The organism is Collinsella sp. 4_8_47FAA (assembly GCF_000763055.1).
Classification (GTDB): domain Bacteria; phylum Actinomycetota; class Coriobacteriia; order Coriobacteriales; family Coriobacteriaceae; genus Collinsella.
This window is the reverse complement of record NZ_KN214135.1, coordinates 417,946-440,081: the sequence shown is the minus strand read 5'-3', so window position 1 is coordinate 440,081 and position 22,136 is coordinate 417,946. Positions and strand designations below refer to the sequence as shown.

The window sequence follows — 22,136 nt, the reverse complement described above, 5'->3', positions numbered from 1 at the left end:
GGCTCCATTACCACTGTTTGCCAGGTCATAAAAATGCAACGATAATCGCGCGTTTGCCTGCAGCTGTTAGATGTTACCCTTGTATCATTTGATATGTGCCGTTGCCGTGCGTGACGATAGAAAGGCCCCCATATGCTCAATAATCACGAGGCAAATCTAACCGACGAGGAGGCTGCCGCTGAGGTCGCCCGCGTCGCGAAGACCTACCCCGTGGTGCGTTTGCTGTCGGCCGATCAGATTAAGAGCGAGCCTAACTGCCTACTCGCCGGCAATCGCTGCCCTTGTCTGCGTCAGTCGAGTCTTGAGGCCTTGGAAGGTTCCGATGATGTATCGGAGCAACTACTCAACGATGGTGTTGAGTACCGCGCCCGTCTGCGCCCTCTAAAGGTCGAGGGCGAGCCTCACGTCTTGCTGATGGTGCGTCCGATTGATGAGCAAGAGGCCACAGAAGAGGACCTTGTCTACACCGACGTGCTGACGGGCGTGCGCAATCGCCGATATTACGAGGAAAAGCTCCGTAGCGCCCGCATGAATGCCGGCATTGCGATGATCGACCTTGATGATTTTAGGGTCTTCAACGATACGTGTGGCCGTCATGCCGGCGACCTTGCGCTCGGTGCTGTGGCGACAGCCATGCGCAGCGGAATCCGTTCGACTGACGAGCTTGTGCGCTATGGCTGCGACAAGTTTGTGGTTGTCATGCCCAATATTCCCTCCGATGACTTCACCCGTCGCCTGCATCAGGTATCCGATGCCGTTCGTTCCACGATTATTCCGGGCCATGAGTACGTGAGCTTGACGGCATGTGTTGGTGGCGTTCTCATTCATGGCGAGACGGTCGATGAGGGCGTTGGCCGCGCTGTCCAGTTATTGAGCCGCGCTAAGGCAAAAGCCGGTACGGTCGTGACCGATGCCGATTCCATCGAGGTCTTCCAAAGCGAAAAGCCTTTGGTGCTTATTGTCGATGACTCCGAGATGAACCGAGCCATTCTCAGCGAGATGCTCAAGGACGAGTATTGCATCCTCGAGGCCGACCACGGTCGTGCGGCGCTCGACATGGTCGACCGCTATGGCGATGAGTTGTCGCTCGTGCTGCTGGATATTGTCATGCCGGGCGTAAGCGGCTTTGAGGTGCTGGCCGATCTGTCGCGCCGATCGGTTAGTGACAATCTGCCTGTCATCATGATTTCGAGCGAAGATTCCGATGATATGGTTCTGCGCGCGTACGAGCTGGGCGCCTCGGACTATATCAACCGCCCGTTTGACTCCCGTGTCGTGCGCCGCCGTGTAAGCAACACCATCCGCCTATACGCCAAACAGCGCCGCCTGACGAACCTGCTGTCCCAGCAGTACAATGAGCGCGTCAAGAACAGTCGCATGCTCATCGACATCATGGCCGGCGTCATGGAGCTTCGCAACGGCGAGAGCGGCAGGCACGTTACGAACATCGAGAAGCTGACCGAGCTGCTGCTTGGCTGTCTGGTCCGGCGTAGCGGCGCGATCTCCCTCGACAATGAGGAACGCTCCACGATCGCCCTGGCTTCGGCGCTACACGATATCGGCAAGATGTCGATAGACGATGCGATTCTCAACAAGCCCGGACGCCTTACGCCCGAGGAGTTCGAGATTATGAAGACGCATACCACGATTGGCGCCGACATGCTGCGTGAGCTGGGTAGCCATCACGCCGGCAATGCGCTTATGGAATATGCGTACCAGATCGTGCGTTGGCACCACGAGCGCTGGGACGGCAAGGGTTATCCCGATGGCCTTAAGGGCGACGAAATTCCCATTGCCGCACAGGTGGTTTCGGTGGCCGACGTGTACGATGCGCTGACGAGCGTGCGCGTGTACAAGGACGCTATCCCGCACAAGGAGGCGATCCAGATGATCTTGGACGGTAAGTGCGGCACCTTTAACCCGCTGTTGCTCGACTGCCTGCTCGAGGTGCAAGACCGTATTGCCGAGACGTTGGCACGCCCCGCCGACGTTGTCGCGTTTCCCACGATTTAGTTTGACCAAAGGAGTTTTAATCCATGATTTCCATGCGTGAGGCGTATGAGAAGATTGGCGCCAATTATGATGACGCGTGCGCTCGGCTGATGGGCGAGGAAATGCTTAGCCGCTTTGCCCTCAAGTTTTTGGATGACGAGAGCATGGACAAGCTGGAGGCCGCCATGGCGGCAGGAGACGCCGAAGGTGCGTTTATGGCAGCGCACACGCTCAAAGGCGTGAGCCAGAACCTGGGATTCGATAATCTGTACGAGCCGGCGGTCGTGGTGACCGAGGCGCTGCGCGGTGCCGATACCGTTGACGGCGCTCGCGAGGGAATGCATGCGCTGCAGCAGCAATATGCGGCGACGATGTCGGCCCTGCGCGAGGCGGCTGAATAAGGGCTTGCGAGCCTTGGGCTGTGTGCCGGCTACATATAGGTAAAAGGGCTCCCCGTCGGACCATGTGGCCGGCGGGGAGCCCTTGTCTGTTGTGCGGTCCGCGAACTAACGGGCCTGCTTAACCTTTGCCGCTGCCTCGACAAACGACTTCCACAGGTTAAAGTCGGTCTCGAGCGTCTGCCAGGTGTACTCGGGATGCCATTGCACACCCAAGCAGAACGGCTGGCCTTCGACCTCGATGCACTCAGGAACGCCGTCGGTTGCCTTGGCGACCAAGCGCGTGCTTTTACCCAGACGATCGACGCAGCAGTGGTGTGCGGAGTTGGTCTGGATCAGCCTGTGCCCGCCAACCGCGCGTTCAAGCAGCGAGCCCGGCACGACTTCGACGGGATGTACGGGGTCGTTGAGCACGTGGGTATGGCGCCACTGCGTGCGGCCCTCGCGAGCGCCCAGACTTGGCACGTCCATGCACAGGGTGCCGCCGGTGGCGACATTGAGCAACTGCGTGCCGCGGCAGGTGGTAAAGAGCGGCTTTTTGGCACGGAGCACCTCGCCGACCAGCTTAAACTCAAAGCTATCGCGGATCTCGCAGCAGAGGGTGGGATCGTAGGGTCGATCATCGCCCCAACGTTTGGGATTGACGTCGGGGCCGCCGGGGATGGCGATGCCGTCGGCGATATCAACGTAATGACGGATGACCTCAATGTCCTCGGTGATGGACATCTGCAGCGGCAGGCCGCCAGCGGCAAGGATGGCATCGACAAAGACACTTGCGATTTCCTCGTTGGGGGAGAGCATCTCGGTTAAAAACGGCTCTGCCTCTTCCCAGCGCGGCGCGACGAGGATGAGCGGACGGTCGGCGGGGGCAACGTCGACATGCGGGGTGTAGGACGATGAAGTGCGAGTTCCGATCATAGGTGTAGCTTTCGAGTTTGGATGGGCATGGCTGGCGGGCGGGCGGTCTGGTTAGTGGCCCTTGATGGAGTTGAGGAAGTCCTGGGCGCGCTTGGTCTGGGGGTGGTCGAAGAACTCGTCGGGCGTGCCGGTTTCTACGATCTGGCCGTCGGCCATAAACACGACGCGGTCGGCCACGCGACGGGCAAAGTTCATCTCGTGCGTGATGACGATCATCGTCATGCCCTGCTGGGCCAGACGGACCATGACCTCGAGCACCTCGTTGATCATCTCGGGATCGAGGGCGCTTGTGGGCTCGTCAAAGAGCATGGCCTTGGGCTGCATGGCGAGTGAACGGGCGATGGCTACGCGCTGTTGCTGGCCGCCCGAGAGCTGTGCGGGCACCTTATCGGCCTGCTCGGCCACGCCCACGCGGCTCAGCAGGTCCATGGCGCGCTCACGAGCCTCGTCCTTGGAGACGCCCAGCACGTCGACCGGTCCCAGCATGACGTTCTGCAGCACCGTCATATGTGCAAACAGGTTGAACTGCTGAAACACCATGCCCAGTTCGGCACGCATGCGGGCAAGATCCTTGCCTTCTTGCGGCAGGGGCTCGCCCTCGATGAGGATCTCGCCCGAGTCGATGGTTTCCAGGCGGTTGATGGTGCGGCACATGGTCGACTTGCCCGAGCCCGAGGGGCCAATTACAACGACGACCTCGCCGCGGTCGACCGACAGATTGATGTCGTTGAGGACGTGCAGGTCGCCATAGTGCTTATCGACGTGCTTGAGCTCGATCAGCGGCTGATTGCCGGTGGAAGAGGTGCTCTGTGCCATGGTGCTCGGCTCCTTATGACTCGAAATGGTAAAGCGTTAGCGGATGATGGTCGCGCCGGTCTTGTGCGAAACATAGACAGCGGCCTTGTTGATCGCGACGTTGATGAGGATGTAGATGACCGCGATTACCAGGTAGACCGACACGAGGGCGTCGTAGTTGGTAATGAGCACGCGGGCATTTTGCATCAGGTCGGGGTAGCTCACCACGTAGGCGACGGTGGTGTCTTTGACAACGACCACAAGCTGTGAAATCAACGACGGAATGATAAACCGAATAGCCTGCGGCAACACGATTTTAAAGGTGATTTTAGCCTTGGAGAGACCGAGTGCCTGGGCCGCCTCGACCTGGCCGCGCGGCACGGCGTTGACGCCGGCACGGAAGATCTCGGCGAGTACGCCGGCGGCAGCGAGCGCGACGGGAAGCGTGAGCATCCAAAACGACGGCAGCGCAATTTTGTACTGGGGCAGCACCAAAAAGAAGAAGTAGATGAACAGCAGGCTCGGCACGCCGCGGAAGAAATCGGTGAGCACGCGGCAGGCCAGCTGCAGCGGCTTAATGTCGCTGGTGCGGCCGAGCATAAGGGCTAAGCCCAGCACCAGCGCGATGGCGCCAGCGGTGAGTGCGACTTTAACGGTGCCCTCAAAGCCGGCAAGCAAGAACTTCCAGGTGGTGAGGTGCGTAAAGAAATACCAATAGTGGACCGAAAGCTGGCCGGTCACATAAAAGCGCTGCAGTACCAGGACGACGAGCGCGGCGACGGCAACAAGCGAGATGGCGGTGCCGATGCGAATCTTGGTGCGCATCTTGGGGCCGGGAGCCTCGTAGAGCGCATCGCGCATGGTAAGCGCAGGGGAGGAGTGCTTGCTCATCGGAGGATCCTCACCTTCTTATCGATGTAGTTGCCAATGTGGCTCACCACAAAGGCCGTGCCCAGGTAGCCGAGCGCCGAGATAAAGAACGCGGCGACGCCGCCGAGCGAGCGCGTGTTGATGTAGCTCACCACGCCGGTGAGCTCCTGCGGTTGCAACGGCACCTGACTGCCGAGCGCGGTGGTGAGCATGACGGCGATAAAGAGGTTGGTCATGGGCAGCACGCTCGAGCGCAGTGCCTGCGGAATCACGATCTTGGCGAGGATACGGCTGAAGCTCATGCCCAGCGAGCGGGCGGCTTCCACCTGGCCGACGCCGACGGTGTTGATGCCGCTCATAAAGTTCTCGGAGCCAAAGGCCGAGCCCAAAAGGACCGTGGCGACGATAACGCAGGTGCGGTAGGGCAGGACGACCTTGAGCGGTGGCAGCGCGTAGACGACGATGATGAGCAGCGCGATGCCGGGGATGTTACGGAAGACCTGGACATACAGGTCGCCAAAGACGCGCAGCGGCTTGAGCGGCGACACGCGCATCACGGTGACGGCGACGGCCAGCACCATGGCGATGGCAAACGACTCAAGCGTCATGCCCCAGGTTGCTAGCAGCGCGTCGATATAGTTCTGGCCATAGAGCGACCAGAGCTCGGAAAGACTCATGCGGACCTCCCGCCGATAAGGAAAGGGGCTCCCGTGTATACGGAAGCCCCGACAACTCAGTGAGGAAACAGTTTACCGCAATAAAGCGCATCATGCGTTTCCATATGGTTTCGTTGCGGCCGTTACCAGGCTCGCTGCCTAGGCGCCGATCTCGGGCAGCTCGGGAACATTGGTGTCGCCCGTACGGTCGCCGATGCAGATCTGCCACAGCTCGGTCCAGGTGCCGTCGTCCTCGATCTTCTTAAGGAAGTCATTGACAAAGGCGACGCCGTCGGAATCGAGCGGCAGACCGATGCCGTAGGGCTCCTTGCTGCCGAAGGGCTTGCCGGCGATCTTGTACTTGCCGGGCTCGCGGACCAGGGCGCTCTGCTGCATGTTGTTATCGATGACGTAGGCGTCAACACGACCCTGCTGGAGTGCCTGGCGGGCCTCCTCGTCGGTCTTGAACTCCTGCTGGCTGGCCTTGGGAGCGAGCTCCTCCAGGATGGCGGGGCCGTTGGAGCCGGACTGGACGGCGACGTTCTTGTCGGCCAGGTCGTCGACGCTCTTGATGTCGTCGTTATCGGCGAGCACCAGGATAGCCTGCTGCGTGTAGTAATAGGGACCGGCAAAGGAGACGAGCTTCTTGCGCTCGTCAGTGATGGTGTAGGTGGCAAAGACAGCGTCGACCTGGCCGTTCTGCAGGACGGACTCGCGCGTGTCCGAGGTCACCTGGGTGATCTCGACCTTGTTCTCGCCCAGAATGTAGTTGGACAGGAGCTGTGCGATACCGGCATCGAAGCCGCGGGTCTGACCGTCTTTCTCGTTGAGGAGGGAGAAGAGCGTGGAGGTCTGAACGCCACCGATCTTAAAGACGCCGGCGTCCTTGACGGCCGTGGCCCAGGTGCTGGCGGTGATGGCGTCGTCATCGGCCTTGGGGCCGTCGTTGACGAGCTTGTCGAATGCCTTGGCATCGAGCGTGGCGGAAACCTCGGTATCCTCGGAGCTCTTGGAGGAACCGGCGGCGGAACCCTTGTCGGCCTCGGCGCTGGTGTCGGAGCAGCCGGCAAGACCAAGGCCGGCGACGGTTGCGAAGGTGGCGGCAACGAAGCCGCGACGGTCGAGAACGACCTGCTGGGAGAGGTTCTTGCTCATGGTAGAACACCTTTCTCAATAAAATCCCTAGCGGTTGAGTAGAGTTATACCCTATCGCGCTCAAATGGGTCAACACGAAATAACTCAGAAACATACTGACCTTATGGGTTATTCTACCTACCAAAAAGGGACAGGCACCTTTGTGGTGGTTCTTGCAGATGTGACGGCCTGCCTCGCTGCTTTGTCTCAATCTGTAACAGGTAGACGAGGAAATGGGTTCTAACTGTTACAGATCGAGATTTTCTCTTCAGGGGAATTCGAATGTCTCAATCTGTAACATCTGGACGGCCAAAAGGTCTCTATCTGTTACAGATTGAGACAAAGGTCTGGGACTAAGACGTCTTATCTAGATCTGTAACAGTTGGACGGGAATTCGGGCTCTAGATGTTACAGATTGAGATAATCGCGTCGCGAAAATTAAAACCTCCGCAGGGATGCTTCCCTTGCGGAGGTTTTCTTACTCGTTGAGTAGCCTTACGGCTTCGGCAGCCATGTTCTCGACCGTCATGCCGTTCTGAGCGAGCAGCTCGTTGGGGTCATAGCGGTCGGGGAAGCCCTTGGCGATGCCGAAGGTGCGCGTGCGCACGGGCGTGCAGGCCAGGTAGCACGCCACGCGCTCGCCCCAGCCGCCGTCCAAGATGCCGTCCTCGAGGGTGACGACGACGCGATGCTCGGCGGCAAGGCTGTCGAGGAACTCGCGGTCGAGCTCGGTTGCGAAGCGCGGGTTGACGAGCGTGGCTTCGATACCGTACTCGGCGGCCAAGCGGTTTGCCACACGCTCGCCTAGCTCAAAGAAATCGCCGAGCGCGAGCACGGCAACGTCGCGGCCCTGGCGCACCACGTTGTAGCGAACGGCGCTGTAGTCGGTGTCCTCGGCGGGCGCCAAATCGGGGCGGCTAACCAGGCCAATGCCCGGTACGCGGATCGCCACGGGATGCTCGCGGTGGTCGAGCGACCAGCTCAGCATGGACAGGTATTCCTCCATGCAGGCCGGCGCCAAGTAGCGCATGTTGGGAAGAGCGCCCAGCATGGAAATATCAAAGAACGAGAGGTGCGTCTCGGATGTGGTGCCAAAGATCGACGCGCCAAACACCAAGATGGTTGCGGGGGCATCGTTGAGGCACAGGTCGTGCCACAGCTCGTCGTAGGCGCGCTGCAAAAACGTGCCGTACACACCAAAGACTGGCTTGGCGCCCGAGCGCGCAAGCGCGGTGGCAAAGGTCACAGCGTGCTCCTCGGCAATGCCCACGTCGACAAACTGCTTGCCGGCCGCAGCGCGAAGCTCGGGTGTAAAGCCCATGATGTAGGGCGTGGCGGCCGTGATGCCCACGACCTGCGAATCGCGCTCGATGGCGGTGCTGAGCGCCTCGCCCGTAATATCGGCATAGGTGCGCGGTGCGGGCTCGCTCGGATGGCCCGGGCAGAGCTTGCGCCCAGTCGCCATGTCAAACGGACCCACGTGGTGCCAGCGTTCGGGGTCGCTCTGGGCCGGCTCAAAGCCCTTGCCCTTGGCGGTGGAGACGTGCAGCACGATGGGATGATCGATATTGCGCAGTTCCTGCAGCGCGTCGACCAGGGCCAAAACGTCGTTGCCGGCGTCCAAATAACGGTAGTCGAGTCCCATCGCGCGGAAAACGTTGCGCTCACAGGTGCCGTTGCTGGTGCGCAGCTCGGCCAGATTGCGATAGAGGCCACCGTGGTTCTCGGCGATGGACTGGTCGTTATCGTTGACGATGATGATCAGGTTGCTGTCGAGTTCGGCGGCATTGTTGAAGCCCTCAAACGCCAAGCCGCCCGAAAGCGAGCCGTCGCCAATGATGGTGATGACGTTATACGTGTCGCCCGCCAGGTCGCGAGCGTGCGCCAGGCCACAGCCCAGGCTCACCGACGTGGAGGTGTGGCCCATGGCGAACAGGTCGTGCTCGGACTCGTTGGGATTGGCAAAGCCAGAAGCCTCACCATAACGTTCCGGATTGATATAGGTGTACGCGCGCCCGGTTAGCGCCTTGTGGGCGTAGGTCTGGTGCGACACGTCAAAGACAATTTTGTCGGTGGGGGAGTTAAACACGCGATGGAGCGCGACCGTGAGCTCAACGACGCCCAAGTTGGGGGCAACGTGCCCGCCGACGGCGGCGGAGCTTTCGAGGATGGCGTGGCGAATCTCGCCGCAGAGCAGCGGAAGCTCGGCGCGGTCGAGAGCCTTGACGTCCTCGGGCGTTGTCGTTTGCGTAAGCAGCATCGTTGTGGGTTACTCCATGCGAATCGTGCGCCGGCACTCCCTCGGCCGGCACAATTGCACAAAACAGTCTCGCACATTTTGGCGTTTGATATGTGACGGCGGCGCGGTAATTCGCCAACTGGCGGGGCAAAACGTTTTGTCCGATGCCATACTGATAGATTCGATGATGATTTTATTTCATGCGTGTAAGCCGTGGCTTGCCGCCGTGAGCCGCTGGAAGGAGGCAGCATGTCCGATGCCGTCCGTGCCGAGAAAATCGCGCACGAGGTCGACGATGCCGCCCGCCAGCTGGCCCAGGCGGGTCGCTTGGACCTGACGCGCGAGTTTATCCAGCATGGTGACGTGACGGTCTATGCACATGTGACTTCGGTAGCGCGGACGAGCCTGTCCTTTGCCGAGCGCCTGGGCCGCGTCGGTGTTTCGATCGACCGTGCCTCGCTGCTGCGCGGAGCCTTGTTACACGATTACTTTCTCTACGATTGGCACGATCCCGACCCAAGCCATCGGCTGCATGGCTTTCGCCACCCGTTTTTTGCCCTAGCGCGCGCGGAGGAAGATTTTGAGCTGACGTCGCGCGAACGGAATATTATCGTGCGGCATATGTTTCCGCTGGTGCCGGTGCCGCCGACGTGTCGTGAGGCTTGGATTGTGTGCCTGGCGGATAAATGGTGTGCTCTGCGCGAGACGGTCGCCGGCCGCCTGCCGCGCAAGGACGGGGCGGACGATAGCGTGAGTAAAGCATCGAGTGAAAAGAGGAGAGGGCAGACGGTGGAAACCGCGATTGATATGGCGCTTGGCGGCGCGACGCTTGCCGCCTGCCCGCTCTCGGCACTGGTGCTCTCATTTGCCTTTTACGGGTTTTGCGGCTGGGCATGGGAGTCGACGGTCTGCGCCATGCTCAATCACGGACGATTTGCCAACAGTGGATTTTTGCTGGGGCCGTGTTGTCCTATCTATGGTGTGGGCGGCATAGCCTGCTGGCTTTTGCTGCGTGGGATTCCGGATGCCTCGAGCCAGTTTGTCGCCGCGGCGCTCGTATGCAGCGTGATCGAGTACAGCGTAGGCGCGCTGCTGGAAAAAACAACAGGCGCGCGCTTTTGGGACTACTCGCACCTGCCGTTTAACTTGCACGGACGCATCTGTCTGTACTGGGCCTGCGCGTTTGGCTTGGGTGCGCTGTGCATTTGCCGTTTAGTAGAGCCGGCATTGCTGGGGCTGCTTGGCCATCTGCCGGTGCTGATTGTGCGGCTGTCCGCCTTTATCGCCGCGGTTGCGATGATGGTCGACGCGGCGTGCTCGTTGGCCAGCTGGCGTCGCCTGTCCGATCAGCTGGAGCGTGTGCGTGCTGACCTTGCCGACCGCATCAATGAGTCGCTTGCCGATGCGTCCGACTCCATGCTCGAACGTATTCCCGATTCGGCGATCGACTCGGTGGCACAGACGCATGTCCGCAGCCGTGCGGTTAACGCGTGGCTGGCCGAGCTAGGCGACGCGGCGCTCGATGCTCTTCGTGAGAAGGCTTCGATGCCGACGTTTATCGCGGATGGTGCTCGCGGCCTGGCACTCGCTGCCCGCCGCGTGGCCGATGCCGCGCCGAGCATGCCGCGTCCGTCGCTCAGTCGTCGCCTTGCCGGCAAGCGCATGAGCCGTCCGGTGCCGAGCGTGTCACTCAGCCGCCGCGACCTACGCTTCTTTAACGCCTTCCCGCGTCTGCGCATCAATCGCTACGAAGGTGTCATTCGAGCAACCAATCTCCGCGACCGCGCTCACGAGCTGTTTCGGCGCTAGCCGGGACGGGCGCGCCCACGGCTCCCTTGCCCGCGTATTTCCCGTTCGTTTCGCGCCCGTTGCTGCGCCGTTTCCAAGATTGCGGCACCGTTTCCATTCGACAACGCAGCGTTTAACAACGCCGTATCTGGTCTACACCAGTTGCCCCTCGGCCCCATTATGGGCGCCGACAACGTTCATGCGACCAAGGGGGAGCGAATGTACGATACGGGATCGACAACGTTTATGCTCATCTGCACCATGCTCGTGTTTTTAATGACACCGGGTCTGGCGTTTTTCTATGGCGGCCTGTCCAGGCGCAAAAATGTCATCAACACTATGCTCATGTGCTTTGGCGCCATTGGTCTGGTTGGTGTGCTGTGGATTGTTGCCGGCTGGTCGCTGGCCTACGGCGGCGACGGCTCGAGCCCGTTTATTGGAGGCCTTGACCAGCTGCTGTGCCTGCCGGTGCTCGGCCAGGTGCTGCAGGCGGCCGAGGGCAATGCTGCGGATGGTGCCGTCTACCCTCAGATCATCAACATCGCCTTCCAGATGGCGTTTGCCATGATCACTGCCGCCATCGTCACGGGCAGCCTGGCCGGCCGCGTTAAGTTTGGTGCCATGACGGCCTTCCTGGGCATTTGGCTGCTCGTGGTCTATGCGCCGCTCGCCCACATGGTCTGGGGCGGCGATGGCTCCTTTATCGGCGACATCATCGGCGCACTCGACTTTGCCGGCGGCGACGTGGTACACATTTCGTCCGGTCTGACGGGCCTGATTCTCTGCTTAATGCTCGGCCGTCGTCGTGGTTTTGGCATGGTGAGCTACCGTCCGCATAACGTGCCGTTTGTGGCGCTGGGCGCCGGCCTGCTTTGGTTTGGCTGGTTTGGCTTTAACGGCGGCAGCGAGTTTAATGCCGACGCCGTTGCGGCACTCGCCATCCTCAATACCGTGACGGCCAGCGCGGCGGGCATGGTCTCGTGGCTCGCCGTTGAGCGCGTGCACACCGGTCGTCCCACGCTGGTGGGCGCCAGCACCGGTTTGGTTGCGGGCCTTGTGGTGGTCACGCCGGGCGCGGGCTTTGTCGAACCGTGGGCAGCGCTGGTCATGGGCCTGATTGTATCGCCCGTCTGCTACCTGGCCATCAGCCATCTTAAGACCAAGTTTGGCTACGACGATGCGCTCGACGCGTTCGGTTGCCACGGTATCGGCGGCATCTTGGGCGGCGTGCTCACGGGCCTGTTCTGTGTGCCGGAGCTCTCGTGGACCGGTAAGGGTGGCCTGTTCTACACGGGTGACGTGTCGCTGCTCGTCTCGCAGGTCCTGGGCATTGTGGTGACGGTCGTTATTGTGCTGGTGCTCGACTTGGTGATCGCCGCGGTGGTCAAGGCGCTGTTCCATGGCAGCCTGCGTGTGGACGAGGCCGACGAGGCGCTGGGCCTGGATGCGAGTCAGCACGGCGAGAGCGCGTATCCTTCGTTCTCCGGGCTCGATTAGCGGCTTCCCCAGGCACCGCACCTTGGGTTTCAAACCGTCGCTTGCGTACAAAAGTACGCGGCGCTCCTCTTTCAACCCAATCTGCGGCACCTGGGAAACCCGCGTCATTGAATGGCAATTCATTTCTTTTATTGAAGAGAGGAATTCACTATGAAGAAGATTACGGCGATCGTTCGTGCTGAGAAACTTGAGGTTCTTAAAGACGCGCTGTTTGCTGCCGATGTTCGCGGCATGACTATCAACCAGGTGCAGGGCTGCGGCGCACAGCATGGCTGGAAGGAATACGTGCGCGGCAACGAGTTGCTTGTCAACACGATTCCCAAGGTACAGTTCACCCTTATCTGTGCCGATGAACATGTTGATGGCATTGTCGAGATTATCTGCAACGCCGCTCGCACCGGTGCCGTTGGAGACGGTAAGATTTGGGTCGAGCCGGTCGAGGAAGTCATCCGCATCCGTACCGGCGAACGCGGCCCCGCCGCGGTGTAGAATCGACCGCCTGCCATCCGCAACGTTAAAATGCTGCAATGAGGCACAAGACTTGCGTTGTGGATGGACGGATTATGGGTCGTAATAAATATCCCGAGGAGACTGTCGCGAAGATTCTCGACGCGGCGTTGGAGCTATTCTGCGTACAGGGTTATGAGGGGACGAGCATTCAAGACATCGTCGACCGCCTCGATGGCATGACCAAGGGTGCTGTCTATCATCACTTTAAGAGCAAAGAGGAGATTTTCAACGCCGCATTTGATCGGGCAACGGCTCCGATTGCTGAGCACCGTCGCGCGACACTCGGTGCTGGCAATATGACGGGAGCTCAAAAGCTCAAACGACTTTATGCGCCCGAGTCCGTCGTTCCGCAAATCGAGCTATGGGCTCGCATGCATCCTGCGGCAGATCCGGTAAAAAGCTCGCGGCTGCTGGCGATGCAGTACCAAGGTTCGTTTGACGAGTCGGCCGATGGCAATCTCTTGCCAGTAATCGAGGAGGGCATCGCCGACGGCTCCATTGCGTGCGAATGCCCGCGCGAAGCAGCGGAGGCCGTATCGTTGTTAGCGAATCTTTGGCTGCTGCCATTGTTCCGTCCGCTCGAGCCCAAGGAGCGAATGCTTGCTCGCGCACAATGTTTGGCGCAGATGGCGGCCGCGGTGGGGCTTGATTTGGGTAATGAAGTGCTCCAGACAACGGCCCAGATTTGGGACGTATGGAACCGTGCCGGGTGGTAATATAGATACTGACGGTATGTAATTGATTTGTAAGGGTAGCCACGGCTGCCCTTTTCAAGTCATTAAATACATACTAATGGTATGTATAGGGGGCAGGCTTATGGCTGGAATGCGGAGGAGCAATGTCTCGTTGGCGCAAAAAACAGTGCGATCTATCAGGCTTTTCGGTCTTCTTGTTGCACAGCTGTGCGCGTATTCGATGTTGTCGGCACTGTGCTTTGTGTGCCCGCTTTACTTGTTCGATTGCAGCGGCTCGTCAACGTTATATGGCGCCGTCGCGGCGATAGCGTTCATACCGGGCGTGCTCGCGACTCCGGTTGGCGGGATTTTGGCGGATCGGGGAAGACATCGCGGGGTTCTTGTGGTGCTCGGCATTGTTCTGATGACTGCATCACTGCTGTTTATCCCCATGAAGCGTTCGCTGCCTCTTGCCGTTGTCGTGGTAGCAATACTTTGCGTCCAATATGGCATCCAATCGCTGCTGAAACCGATGCTTCAAATTGAGACGGTGCACATGATGGGCCAAGAAAAGGTTGAGCGTGCCACAGCGTTGGTCTCGCAGGTAACCATGGCGAGCAATATCTTGGGGCCTGTAGTCGGGACGGCAGTCTATGGGTGCTTTGGTATCGATGCTCTATGCGAAACCGCGGCGTTGACGTTTGCGATGTCAGCCCTACTGTTCGGGGGCACACTCAAGCGATATGCCTCATTTGGAATGACAGGGGACATTACGACTTGCTCGACATGCCGAAGCGATTTCCGGGAGTCGATTCGGTACCTGGTTCAAAACACATCATTGCTCGTTGTGTTTTTGCTTGCGGCTATTTTGAACCTTGCGTTAGTTGGGTTAACGATTGGTGCTCCCATTGTTGTTTCAAAGCATTTCGGAATACAGTCATCCTTTGTTGGGATTATTGAGGTGGCTATGGGCTTGGGTGGTCTTGTCGGCAGTGGTTTGGTCGGTATTTGGCCGCATCGTTTTTCCTTCAAGGGCATATGTCGATATGTTGCGATGGTCTGTTTTGGAGTCGTACCGATTATTGTCACGCTACTGAGCGGTCCTGATGAATTTGCGTTTGCCGCGCTTGCGGCCGGCTCGGCATGGGTCATGGCGTGGGCAAGCATTACATCGGTTGAAATCGTTTCATTCGTTCAGCGGTCAGCGCCAAAGGAACTCTGCGGAAAAGTGCTGGCACTCGTTTATATGATGCTTTCCTGTGCAACGCCTATTGGCCAATTGGTTTATGGGCTCGCATATGATCGATGGACACCGGCGATTGTATTCGCAGGCATGTTGGCGGTGCTGACGTTGACGACGGCGCTGTTTTATCGGCTGAAAAGTCGCTTGTGGCGATTGTCTTAGCGCTGAGGCACCGTGAATTTGTGGAGGCAGTGGCGCACCGCGCCGGGACGCCGTTGTCTGGGCATGCCTCTCCTTCGTCTACAATATCGTGCAGACGAAGGAAAGGCACGCCCATGATCAAGATGTTTGCGAGTGACTTAGACGGAACACTGCTGAACGCCCTGCATGAGGCGGATGGGACCATCCGCCGCGCCATTCGCGAGCTGACCGAGGCTGGCCTGCATGTGGTTCCCGCGACCGGACGCTCGACGCTGCCGATCGGCGAGCATGGCTTTACGGGCCTGGCGCTTGACGCCTGCTGCTCCAATGGGTCCATCGTGCGCGACAGCCATGGCGAGGTGCTCAGGACCTGGACCATCGACCCGCAGATTACCGAGGAGCTGCTCAAGGAGTTTCCGGATATCTGTTTTGACTGCTCCACGCCCGATGGCATGTTCTCGAGTGGATCGTTCGAGATGCACCAGGCAGGCTTTAAAAAGGACAGTCCTATCAAGCGCATCGTGATGCGCGGCATGCGCGCGCGTGGCGGCTATCACGAGGAACAGTATTTCGATCAGTCGATCGGCGACATCCTGCGCCACGATGTGTGCAAGATCAACTGCCGCGTGACCTCGCCCGAGCTGGAGCGTGACCTTAAGGCGTATCTGGCCGAGCGATCGGACCGCGTGGTCAACGCGCCGTTCGATCCGGTGATGTTCGAGATCACGGACGTGGCGTGCAACAAGGGTGAGAGCGTGGCCTGGCTGGCGGGCTACTACGGTATTGCCGAGGACGAGGTCGCGGTTTACGGCGACGGCGGCAATGACATTGCAATGCTCAAACGCTTCCGTCACAGCTACGCGACCAAAAACGCTAGCGATGCAGCCAAGGCCGCTGCGAGCGCGACCATCGGCAGCTGCATGGTCCACGCCGTCCCCAAACACATGCTTGCCACCATGCATAAGCAAAACTCCCGCACCGTCATCGAATAATGCGACAAAAGGACTGCCCCTTCGTCACATCCCAAATATTGCCTTTACGTGTTGATGCACACGGTGTGCAATAATACTCGCACTGTGCAATAGCGCACAGGCAGAGTAACAAGGAGGACGCTTGTCCCAGCTCGAGAAATGCGATCGCCGGTCCCTTCGCTCGCAGCGTGCCCTTCGCCAGGCACTTGCCAGCGAACTTGCCGAAAGCGGCGACCTTTCGCGCATTAGCGTCGCGTCGCTCACCGAGCGTGCCGGTCTTACACGCCGCACGTTCTATTCGCACTACCGTGATATCCCCGACTTTATCAATCAAATCGAGGACGGCTTGCTGGCCGAGATCCGTGAGCGCATTGAGCTCATCACCGCAGCTCAGCTACCCGATCTCTATCACAACATCGATGAGCTCGAGCCGGCACCCGGTTCGGTTGAGTTGCTGCGCTACCTTGCGGCCAACCGCGATTTAATCGGATCGCTGCTGGGCCCGGGCGGCGACCAGGCTTTCATTAAAAAGATTATCGACACCGCGCGTGAGGCCGTGGTGCCTCGTGCGCAGACGGGCATTTTGGGCCTGGCGCTGGGCACGTTCTTTGACTACTACGTCACCTACGTCGTGAGTGCCGAGGTCGGTCTGATTCAGCGCTGGTTTGAGCGTGGGCTCACCGAATCGCCCGAAGCCATGGCGCGCATTATGACGGTTATCGCCTTTGTGCGCCCCGGCGACCTGTATGGCCAACCCATCGATATCAACGTGCCGGAATACGGCATGAAGCTATTGAACTTGCAGCTCGAGGACGCGGTCGACACCGCCGCAACCGTCGAGTCCAACAACTAAGAGGAGAGACAGATGAGCAAACTCGTCGAGGGCATTAAGGACCGTATGGTCGCTGCCGCGCGTGAGGCTGCACCCGCCGTGGTGGATGCCGCGCAGAAGGCCGCGACCGCAGCTGCCGAGAAAGTTGCCGAGGCAGTTGCCGATGCCAAGAACGCGGCAGGGGAGACGTCCGTCGCTAGCGAGCTCGCCACCGCCGCTGAGCCCGTAGCCGCCGCCCAGGCCCCCGAAGGCGCGATCTTCAACCCCGAGGCCGCCCGCGGCAACCTGCACCTGGGCATTGACGTGGGCTCCACCACCGTTAAGCTCGCCGTGCTCAACGACGATAACCAGATTGTCTACGCCAAGTACCAGCGCCACCACACCGACGTCCGCGCTTGCGCCCGCGACCTGTTCGAGGGTGCTGCGACCGTGCTGCCGACGGCCCAGATGACCTGTGCCATTACCGGTTCGGGCGGTCTGCTGCTGTCCCAGTGGCTCGACCTGGAGTTTGTTCAGGAGGTCATCGCCAGCAAGCGTGCCGTCGAGACCCTCATCCCGGCCACCGATGTTGCCATCGAGCTGGGCGGCGAGGACGCCAAAATCATCTACTTCGACAACGGCATCGAGCAGCGCATGAACGGCACCTGCGCCGGCGGCACGGGCGCGTTCATCGATCAGATGGCAACCCTGCTGCACACCGACGCGAGCGGCCTCAACGAGCTCGCTGCCAACGCCACCACCATCTATCCCATCGCCAGCCGCTGCGGCGTTTTTGCCAAGACCGACGTCCAGCCGCTGCTCAACGAGGGCGCCCGCCCCGAGGACGTGGCTGCCTCCATCTTCCAGGCCGTCGTGACCCAGACCATCTCGGGCCTGGCGTGCGGCCGTCCCATCCGCGGCAACGTTGCCTTCCTGGGCGGCCCGCTGCAGTATCTCTCCGAGCTGCGCCACCGCTTCTACCTCACGCTCAACCTGGACGAGGAGCACCGTATCGTGCCCCAAAACGCTCACCTGTTTGTGGCGAGCGGTGCCGCCATGGCGCATGAGTCCAACAAGCTCAGCACGTTCCCGCAGCTCATCGAGGCCATCGATGCCCTGGGCGACACACAGGGTGCCGAGGTCGAGCGTCTGGATCCGCTCTTTGCCACCGACGATGATTTTGCCGAGTTCAAGGGTCGCCACGACACCGAGGTCGTCCCCAAGGGCAAACTCGACGGCTACACCGGCCGCGTGTTCATCGGCATCGACGCCGGCTCCACCACCATGAAGGCCGCACTCGTGGGCGAGGACGGCCAGCTGCTGCACACCTGGTACGGCAACAACAACGGCGACATCCTGGGCACGGCCAAGGTCATCATGGCCGATTTCTACAACCACATTCCCGCCGGCTGCACCATTGGCCACGTGACCACCACGGGCTACGGCGAGGCATTGCTCATCGAGGCCCTCAAGGCCGACTCCGGCGAGATCGAGACCGTCGCGCACCTGCGCGGCGCCAAGGCGTTCCTGCCCGGCGTCGAGTTCATTCTGGACATCGGCGGCCAGGACATGAAGTGCCTGCGCGTCAAGGACGGCGTCATCGAGCACATCATGCTCAACGAGGCCTGCTCGTCGGGTTGCGGTAGCTTTATCGAGAGCTTCGCCGTCTCTATGAACATGGACGTGCGCGCGTTCGCCAACGCCGCCATCCATGCCAAAGCCCCGGTCGACCTGGGAAGTCGCTGCACGGTCTTTATGAACTCGCGCGTCAAGCAGGCGCAAAAGGAAGGCGCCACGGTGGGCGACATCGCCGCCGGCCTGTCCTATTCCGTCATCAAGAATGCCCTGTTCAAGGTCATTAAGCTGCGCGATCCCAAGGAGATCGGCAGCCAGGTAATCGTCCAGGGCGGCACCTTTATGTCCGATGCCACGCTGCGCGCGTTTGAGCAGCTCACCGGCGTTCATGCCGTGCGTCCCGACATCGCCGGCTGCATGGGCGCCTACGGTGCGGCCCTGCTCGCCCGCGATCGCGCCGGCGCCGACGGCACCTCGACCATTCTTTCGGCTGAGGACATCGCGCACCTCACCGTGACGCAAAAGCATGTCCGCTGCGGCCGTTGCTCCAACAACTGCCAGCTTACCGTCAACGACTTTGGCGGTGGCAGGCGCTTCATTACCGGCAACCGCTGCGAGAAGGGCGCCGGCCACAAAAAGCAGAAGACCGAGGCCCCCAACCTCTTCAAAAAGAAAAACGAGCTGCTCTTTAACCGCGAGGTCCTGAGCCCCGACGAGGCCCCGCGCGGCACCGTCGGCATCCCGCGCGCGCTCAACATGTACGAGAACTACCCCTTCTGGCACGCGTTCTTTACGCGCCTGGGCTTTAGCGTGCAGCTGTCCGACCAGTCGAGCAAGAAGACCTACCAGGCGGGCATCGAGTCCATGCCGTCCGAGAGCGTGTGCTACCCGGCAAAAATGAGCCACGGCCATGTGATGAACCTCATCGACCGCGATGTCGACTTCATCTGGATGCCGTGCGTGCGTTGGGAGCGCAAGGAGGATCCGACGGCTGGCAACTGCTATAACTGCCCCATCGTCATGAGCTACCCCACGGCGCTGGCGCTCAATATTGACGAGATCCGCGAGCAGAACATCGAGTTCCTGTATCCGTTTGTGCCGTATCACGACAAGACCGAGCTCAAGCGCCGCCTGTACCAGGTGCTCGCCGTCGACCGTGTGGCCGATGCTGAGGCCGGTCGCGGTCGCGTGCGCGGTCCTAAAATCACGCGCTCCGAGGTTGATGCCGCCGTCAACGCTGCTTTTGAGGCCGACGCGCGCTTCCACGAGGATATCCAGACCATGGGCGAGGAGGCTCTCAAGTGGGTCGAGGACCACGGCGGTCACGGCATCGTGCTCGCCGGTCGTCCCTACCATAACGACCCCGAGATCAACCATGCCCTGCCCGAGCTTATCTCGAGCTTTGGCTTTGCGGTCTTTACCGAGGATTCGCTCGCGCATCTGGTGAAGCCCGAGCGTCCGATTCGCGTCGTCGATCAGTGGATGTATCACAGCCGCCTGTACGCCGTCGCCCGTTTTGTGACGATGCGCAACGACCTGGACCTGATCCAGCTCAATTCCTTCGGCTGCGGCCTGGACGCTCTGACCACTGATCAGGTGCAGGAGATCCTGGAGGCCAGCGGCAAGATTTACACCGTGCTCAAGATTGACGAGGTGTCCAACTTGGGCGCCGCGCGTATCCGTATTCGCTCGCTCATGGCGGCGCTCAAGGACCAGGAGGCCGAGCGCCTGGCCGAGGCTACGGCCGCGGGCGAGACTTACGAGCAGGGCGATGCCGCGCCGGTGGCGCCCTCCACGGATGCCCCCGCGTTCGCGAGCCGTAAGTACACGTTCGAGGCGCAGCGCGAGAGTGCTTCGACCGCGTGGCCCAAGGTGCCCTTTACCGAGCAGATGCGCGAGGAGGGCTACACCATCCTGTGCCCGCAGATGGCGCCGATCCACTTTGACCTGGTCAAAGAGGTGTTCCGCGGTGCCGGCTACAACTTGGAGCTGCTGCCCTCGACCGATCACGATGCCGTCGAGGCCGGCCTGCGCTACGTGAACAACGACATCTGCTATCCGTCGATCCTGGTGACGGGCCAGATTATGGAGGCCATCGAGAGCGGTCGATACGACCTGTCCAAGACAGCCGTGGTTATCAGCCAGACCGGCGGCGGCTGCCGTGCCACCAACTACATCGCACTCATCCGCAAGGCCCTGCGCGAGAGCGGCCACCCCGAGATCCCGGTGATCTCGCTTTCGGCCGTGGCGCTGGGCGAGGACAACCCCGGCTTTAAGATTACGCCGGCGCTGCTTAAGCAGGCAGTCTACGCGGTGCTCTTTGGCGACGTGATGATGCAGATGCTCTATCGCTGCCGCCCGTACGAGGCTACGCCCGGTGCCGCCAACGCGCTCTACGAGGAGTACATGGCGCGCGCTCGCAAGCTGGCGCCCAAGTTTAACCGCCACAACTACACCAAGCTGTGCCGCGAGGCCATCCGCGCGTTCGACACCATGCCGCTCGTGGGCGAGGGTACCAAGCCGCGCGTGGGCGTGGTCGGCGAGATCCTGGTCAAGTTCCATCCCACAGCCAACAACCACGTGGTCGATGTCATCGAGCGCGAGGGCTGCGAGGCCGTGGTGCCGGGTCTGCTCGACTTTTTCCTGTACTCCATGAGCAACGCCGAGCTGCAGAAGGACGAGTTGGGAAGCTCCGCTACCACGCGCGCTGGTATGCAGGCGCTCATCAAGCTCGTGGACTGGATGCGCACGCCGGTGGAGGAGATGCTCGAGAAGTCCCGCCGCTTCGAGGCGCCCGAGCGCATCGGCACCATGGCCGACAAGGCCCGCACGGTGCTTTCGGTGTGCAACAACATGGGCGAGGGCTGGCTGCTCACGGCCGAGATGCTCGACCTGATCGATCATGGCGCACCCAATATCATCTGCACGCAGCCCTTCGCGTGCCTGCCCAATCACGTGGTGGGCAAGGCCGTGATTAAGGAGCTGCGCCGCCAGCATCCCGAGAGCAACATCGTTGCGGTGGACTATGATCCTGGTGCGTCCGAGGTCAACCAGCTCAACCGCATTAAGCTCATGATCAGCGTGGCCAAGGAAAACATGCGCGCCGGCAAGGGCTTTAAGCTCGAGAAGGTGGCGCCGCTCGCGATGGACGAGGTCACCGGCCAGATGCGTGCCCACGACGGCTGCGTGAGCTGCGGTTCGGTCGATGAGAGCGCCGTGGCGTCGGTCGCTGAGCGCCTGGGACGCGGCATTAAGAAGTAGCTGGCCTGCTATGGGCTGGATATGAGACAAACGGGTGGTGGCCGTACCGGCTACCACCCGTTTTTGCTTGGACATATGTTGCGTAAATCGTTTTGTTGCAGCCTTCTGTGCACTCGAATTTCGGAAGTGCGGGGAAAAACGCGAACCTCCTGAGCACACCGCCTTTTTAGACTCTCGCGACCTGCACTGATAATTGTCCTTGGGGGAAGCGGGCACTGCGGGGGCGCGTCAACAGCGCGCGATTTCCGCGTCGCAGCGCTACCCTGATGCTGAACGCCGGGACGATGACCCACTGACCTGCTGACGCCTCTTCGGCCGTCCTCAAATCCGACCTGTCTCGCCCCGGCTTCCGCGACCCGGAGTCCTGCCATGACCTAATAGGAGCATGAGCGCGGACAATCGGATAAGGCAACTTGATTGTAGCGCTCCCGTCAGTGCAATGTCTGGGAGGCTCGGGCGCGGAGCAGGCGGCAGACCGAGGGGAGCGAAAATGGAAGGCGAAACGGTCATCGCGGGCGTCGACACGCACAAGGACGTGCATGTCCTGTGCCTGCTCGACGGCCTCGGGAGGAAGATCTGGAGCGGGAGCTTCAGGGCCGACCCCGAGGGCTACGACAGGCTGGCGGAGGCGATAGGCGACCCGGGGAGCTGTGCGGTCGTCGG

The 22,136-nt window shown here is 60.7% G+C and carries 16 protein-coding genes; 10 read left to right on the top strand and 6 right to left on the bottom strand.

Annotated features, from left to right (window positions below; all coding sequences use genetic code 11):
* Positions 1–132: 132 nt before the first annotated feature.
* On the top strand, positions 133–2,013 hold the full coding sequence (locus tag HMPREF9463_RS05300; protein ID WP_052044091.1) for a diguanylate cyclase: 1,881 nt from the start codon (positions 133–135) through the stop codon (positions 2,011–2,013).
* Between the two features lie 23 nt (positions 2,014–2,036).
* Positions 2,037–2,393: an Hpt domain-containing protein gene (locus HMPREF9463_RS05295; protein ID WP_198019930.1), complete on the top strand. Its 357-nt coding sequence runs from the start codon at positions 2,037–2,039 to the stop codon at positions 2,391–2,393.
* A gap of 105 nt (positions 2,394–2,498) precedes the next feature.
* Here HMPREF9463_RS05295 and HMPREF9463_RS05290 read toward each other — a convergent pair whose 3' ends face one another.
* The 6 genes from HMPREF9463_RS05290 to HMPREF9463_RS05265 all read right to left on the bottom strand — a co-directional run bounded on the left by HMPREF9463_RS05290 (position 2,499) and on the right by HMPREF9463_RS05265 (position 9,023).
* Entirely contained in the window at positions 2,499–3,308 is an 810-nt protein-coding gene (locus HMPREF9463_RS05290; RefSeq protein ID WP_035137614.1) for a gamma-glutamyl-gamma-aminobutyrate hydrolase family protein, read from the bottom strand.
* A gap of 51 nt (positions 3,309–3,359) precedes the next feature.
* A complete protein-coding gene (locus HMPREF9463_RS05285; protein WP_035137613.1) occupies positions 3,360–4,124 on the bottom strand; it encodes an amino acid ABC transporter ATP-binding protein in 765 nt (254 codons plus the stop codon).
* 36 nt (positions 4,125–4,160) lie between these two features.
* Positions 4,161–4,994, bottom strand: coding sequence for an amino acid ABC transporter permease (locus HMPREF9463_RS05280; protein ID WP_035137612.1), 834 nt, complete (start codon positions 4,992–4,994; stop codon positions 4,161–4,163).
* A complete protein-coding gene (locus HMPREF9463_RS05275) occupies positions 4,991–5,650 on the bottom strand; it encodes an amino acid ABC transporter permease (RefSeq protein WP_035137611.1) in 660 nt (219 codons plus the stop codon). The genes HMPREF9463_RS05280 and HMPREF9463_RS05275 overlap by 4 nt, the downstream gene beginning before the upstream one ends.
* A gap of 138 nt (positions 5,651–5,788) precedes the next feature.
* Positions 5,789–6,784: a glutamate ABC transporter substrate-binding protein gene (locus HMPREF9463_RS05270; protein ID WP_035137610.1), complete on the bottom strand. Its 996-nt coding sequence runs from the start codon at positions 6,782–6,784 to the stop codon at positions 5,789–5,791.
* A gap of 457 nt (positions 6,785–7,241) precedes the next feature.
* A complete protein-coding gene (locus HMPREF9463_RS05265) occupies positions 7,242–9,023 on the bottom strand; it encodes a 1-deoxy-D-xylulose-5-phosphate synthase (RefSeq protein WP_035137609.1) in 1,782 nt (593 codons plus the stop codon).
* A gap of 228 nt (positions 9,024–9,251) precedes the next feature.
* Here HMPREF9463_RS05265 and HMPREF9463_RS11575 point away from each other — a divergent pair, with 228 nt between their 5' ends.
* The 8 genes from HMPREF9463_RS11575 to HMPREF9463_RS05220 all read left to right on the top strand — a co-directional run bounded on the left by HMPREF9463_RS11575 (position 9,252) and on the right by HMPREF9463_RS05220 (position 21,473).
* Positions 9,252–10,811, top strand: coding sequence for a putative ABC transporter permease (locus HMPREF9463_RS11575; RefSeq protein ID WP_369796791.1), 1,560 nt, complete (start codon positions 9,252–9,254; stop codon positions 10,809–10,811).
* Between the two features lie 198 nt (positions 10,812–11,009).
* Complete coding sequence (locus HMPREF9463_RS05250; RefSeq protein ID WP_035137608.1) at positions 11,010–12,287, top strand: ammonium transporter; 1,278 nt, start codon at positions 11,010–11,012, stop codon at positions 12,285–12,287.
* A 150-nt stretch (positions 12,288–12,437) separates the two neighbouring features.
* Positions 12,438–12,776 carry a P-II family nitrogen regulator gene (locus HMPREF9463_RS05245; protein ID WP_035137607.1) on the top strand — a complete coding sequence of 113 codons (339 nt, stop codon included), beginning with the start codon at positions 12,438–12,440 and terminating at the stop codon, positions 12,774–12,776.
* 74 nt (positions 12,777–12,850) lie between these two features.
* Complete coding sequence (locus tag HMPREF9463_RS05240) at positions 12,851–13,513, top strand: TetR/AcrR family transcriptional regulator (RefSeq protein ID WP_035137606.1); 663 nt, start codon at positions 12,851–12,853, stop codon at positions 13,511–13,513.
* Between the two features lie 130 nt (positions 13,514–13,643).
* Positions 13,644–14,876 (top strand): MFS transporter, encoded by a 1,233-nt coding sequence (locus tag HMPREF9463_RS05235; protein WP_198019928.1) that lies wholly within the window; start codon positions 13,644–13,646, stop codon positions 14,874–14,876.
* Positions 14,877–14,989: 113 nt separating this feature from the next.
* Entirely contained in the window at positions 14,990–15,847 is an 858-nt protein-coding gene (locus tag HMPREF9463_RS05230; RefSeq protein ID WP_035137603.1) for an HAD-IIB family hydrolase, read from the top strand.
* 121 nt (positions 15,848–15,968) lie between these two features.
* Complete coding sequence (locus HMPREF9463_RS05225; RefSeq protein WP_035137602.1) at positions 15,969–16,679, top strand: TetR/AcrR family transcriptional regulator; 711 nt, start codon at positions 15,969–15,971, stop codon at positions 16,677–16,679.
* Positions 16,680–16,691: 12 nt separating this feature from the next.
* Positions 16,692–21,473, top strand: coding sequence for a 2-hydroxyacyl-CoA dehydratase (locus HMPREF9463_RS05220; RefSeq protein WP_035137599.1), 4,782 nt, complete (start codon positions 16,692–16,694; stop codon positions 21,471–21,473).
* Positions 21,474–22,136: the final 663 nt, after the last annotated feature.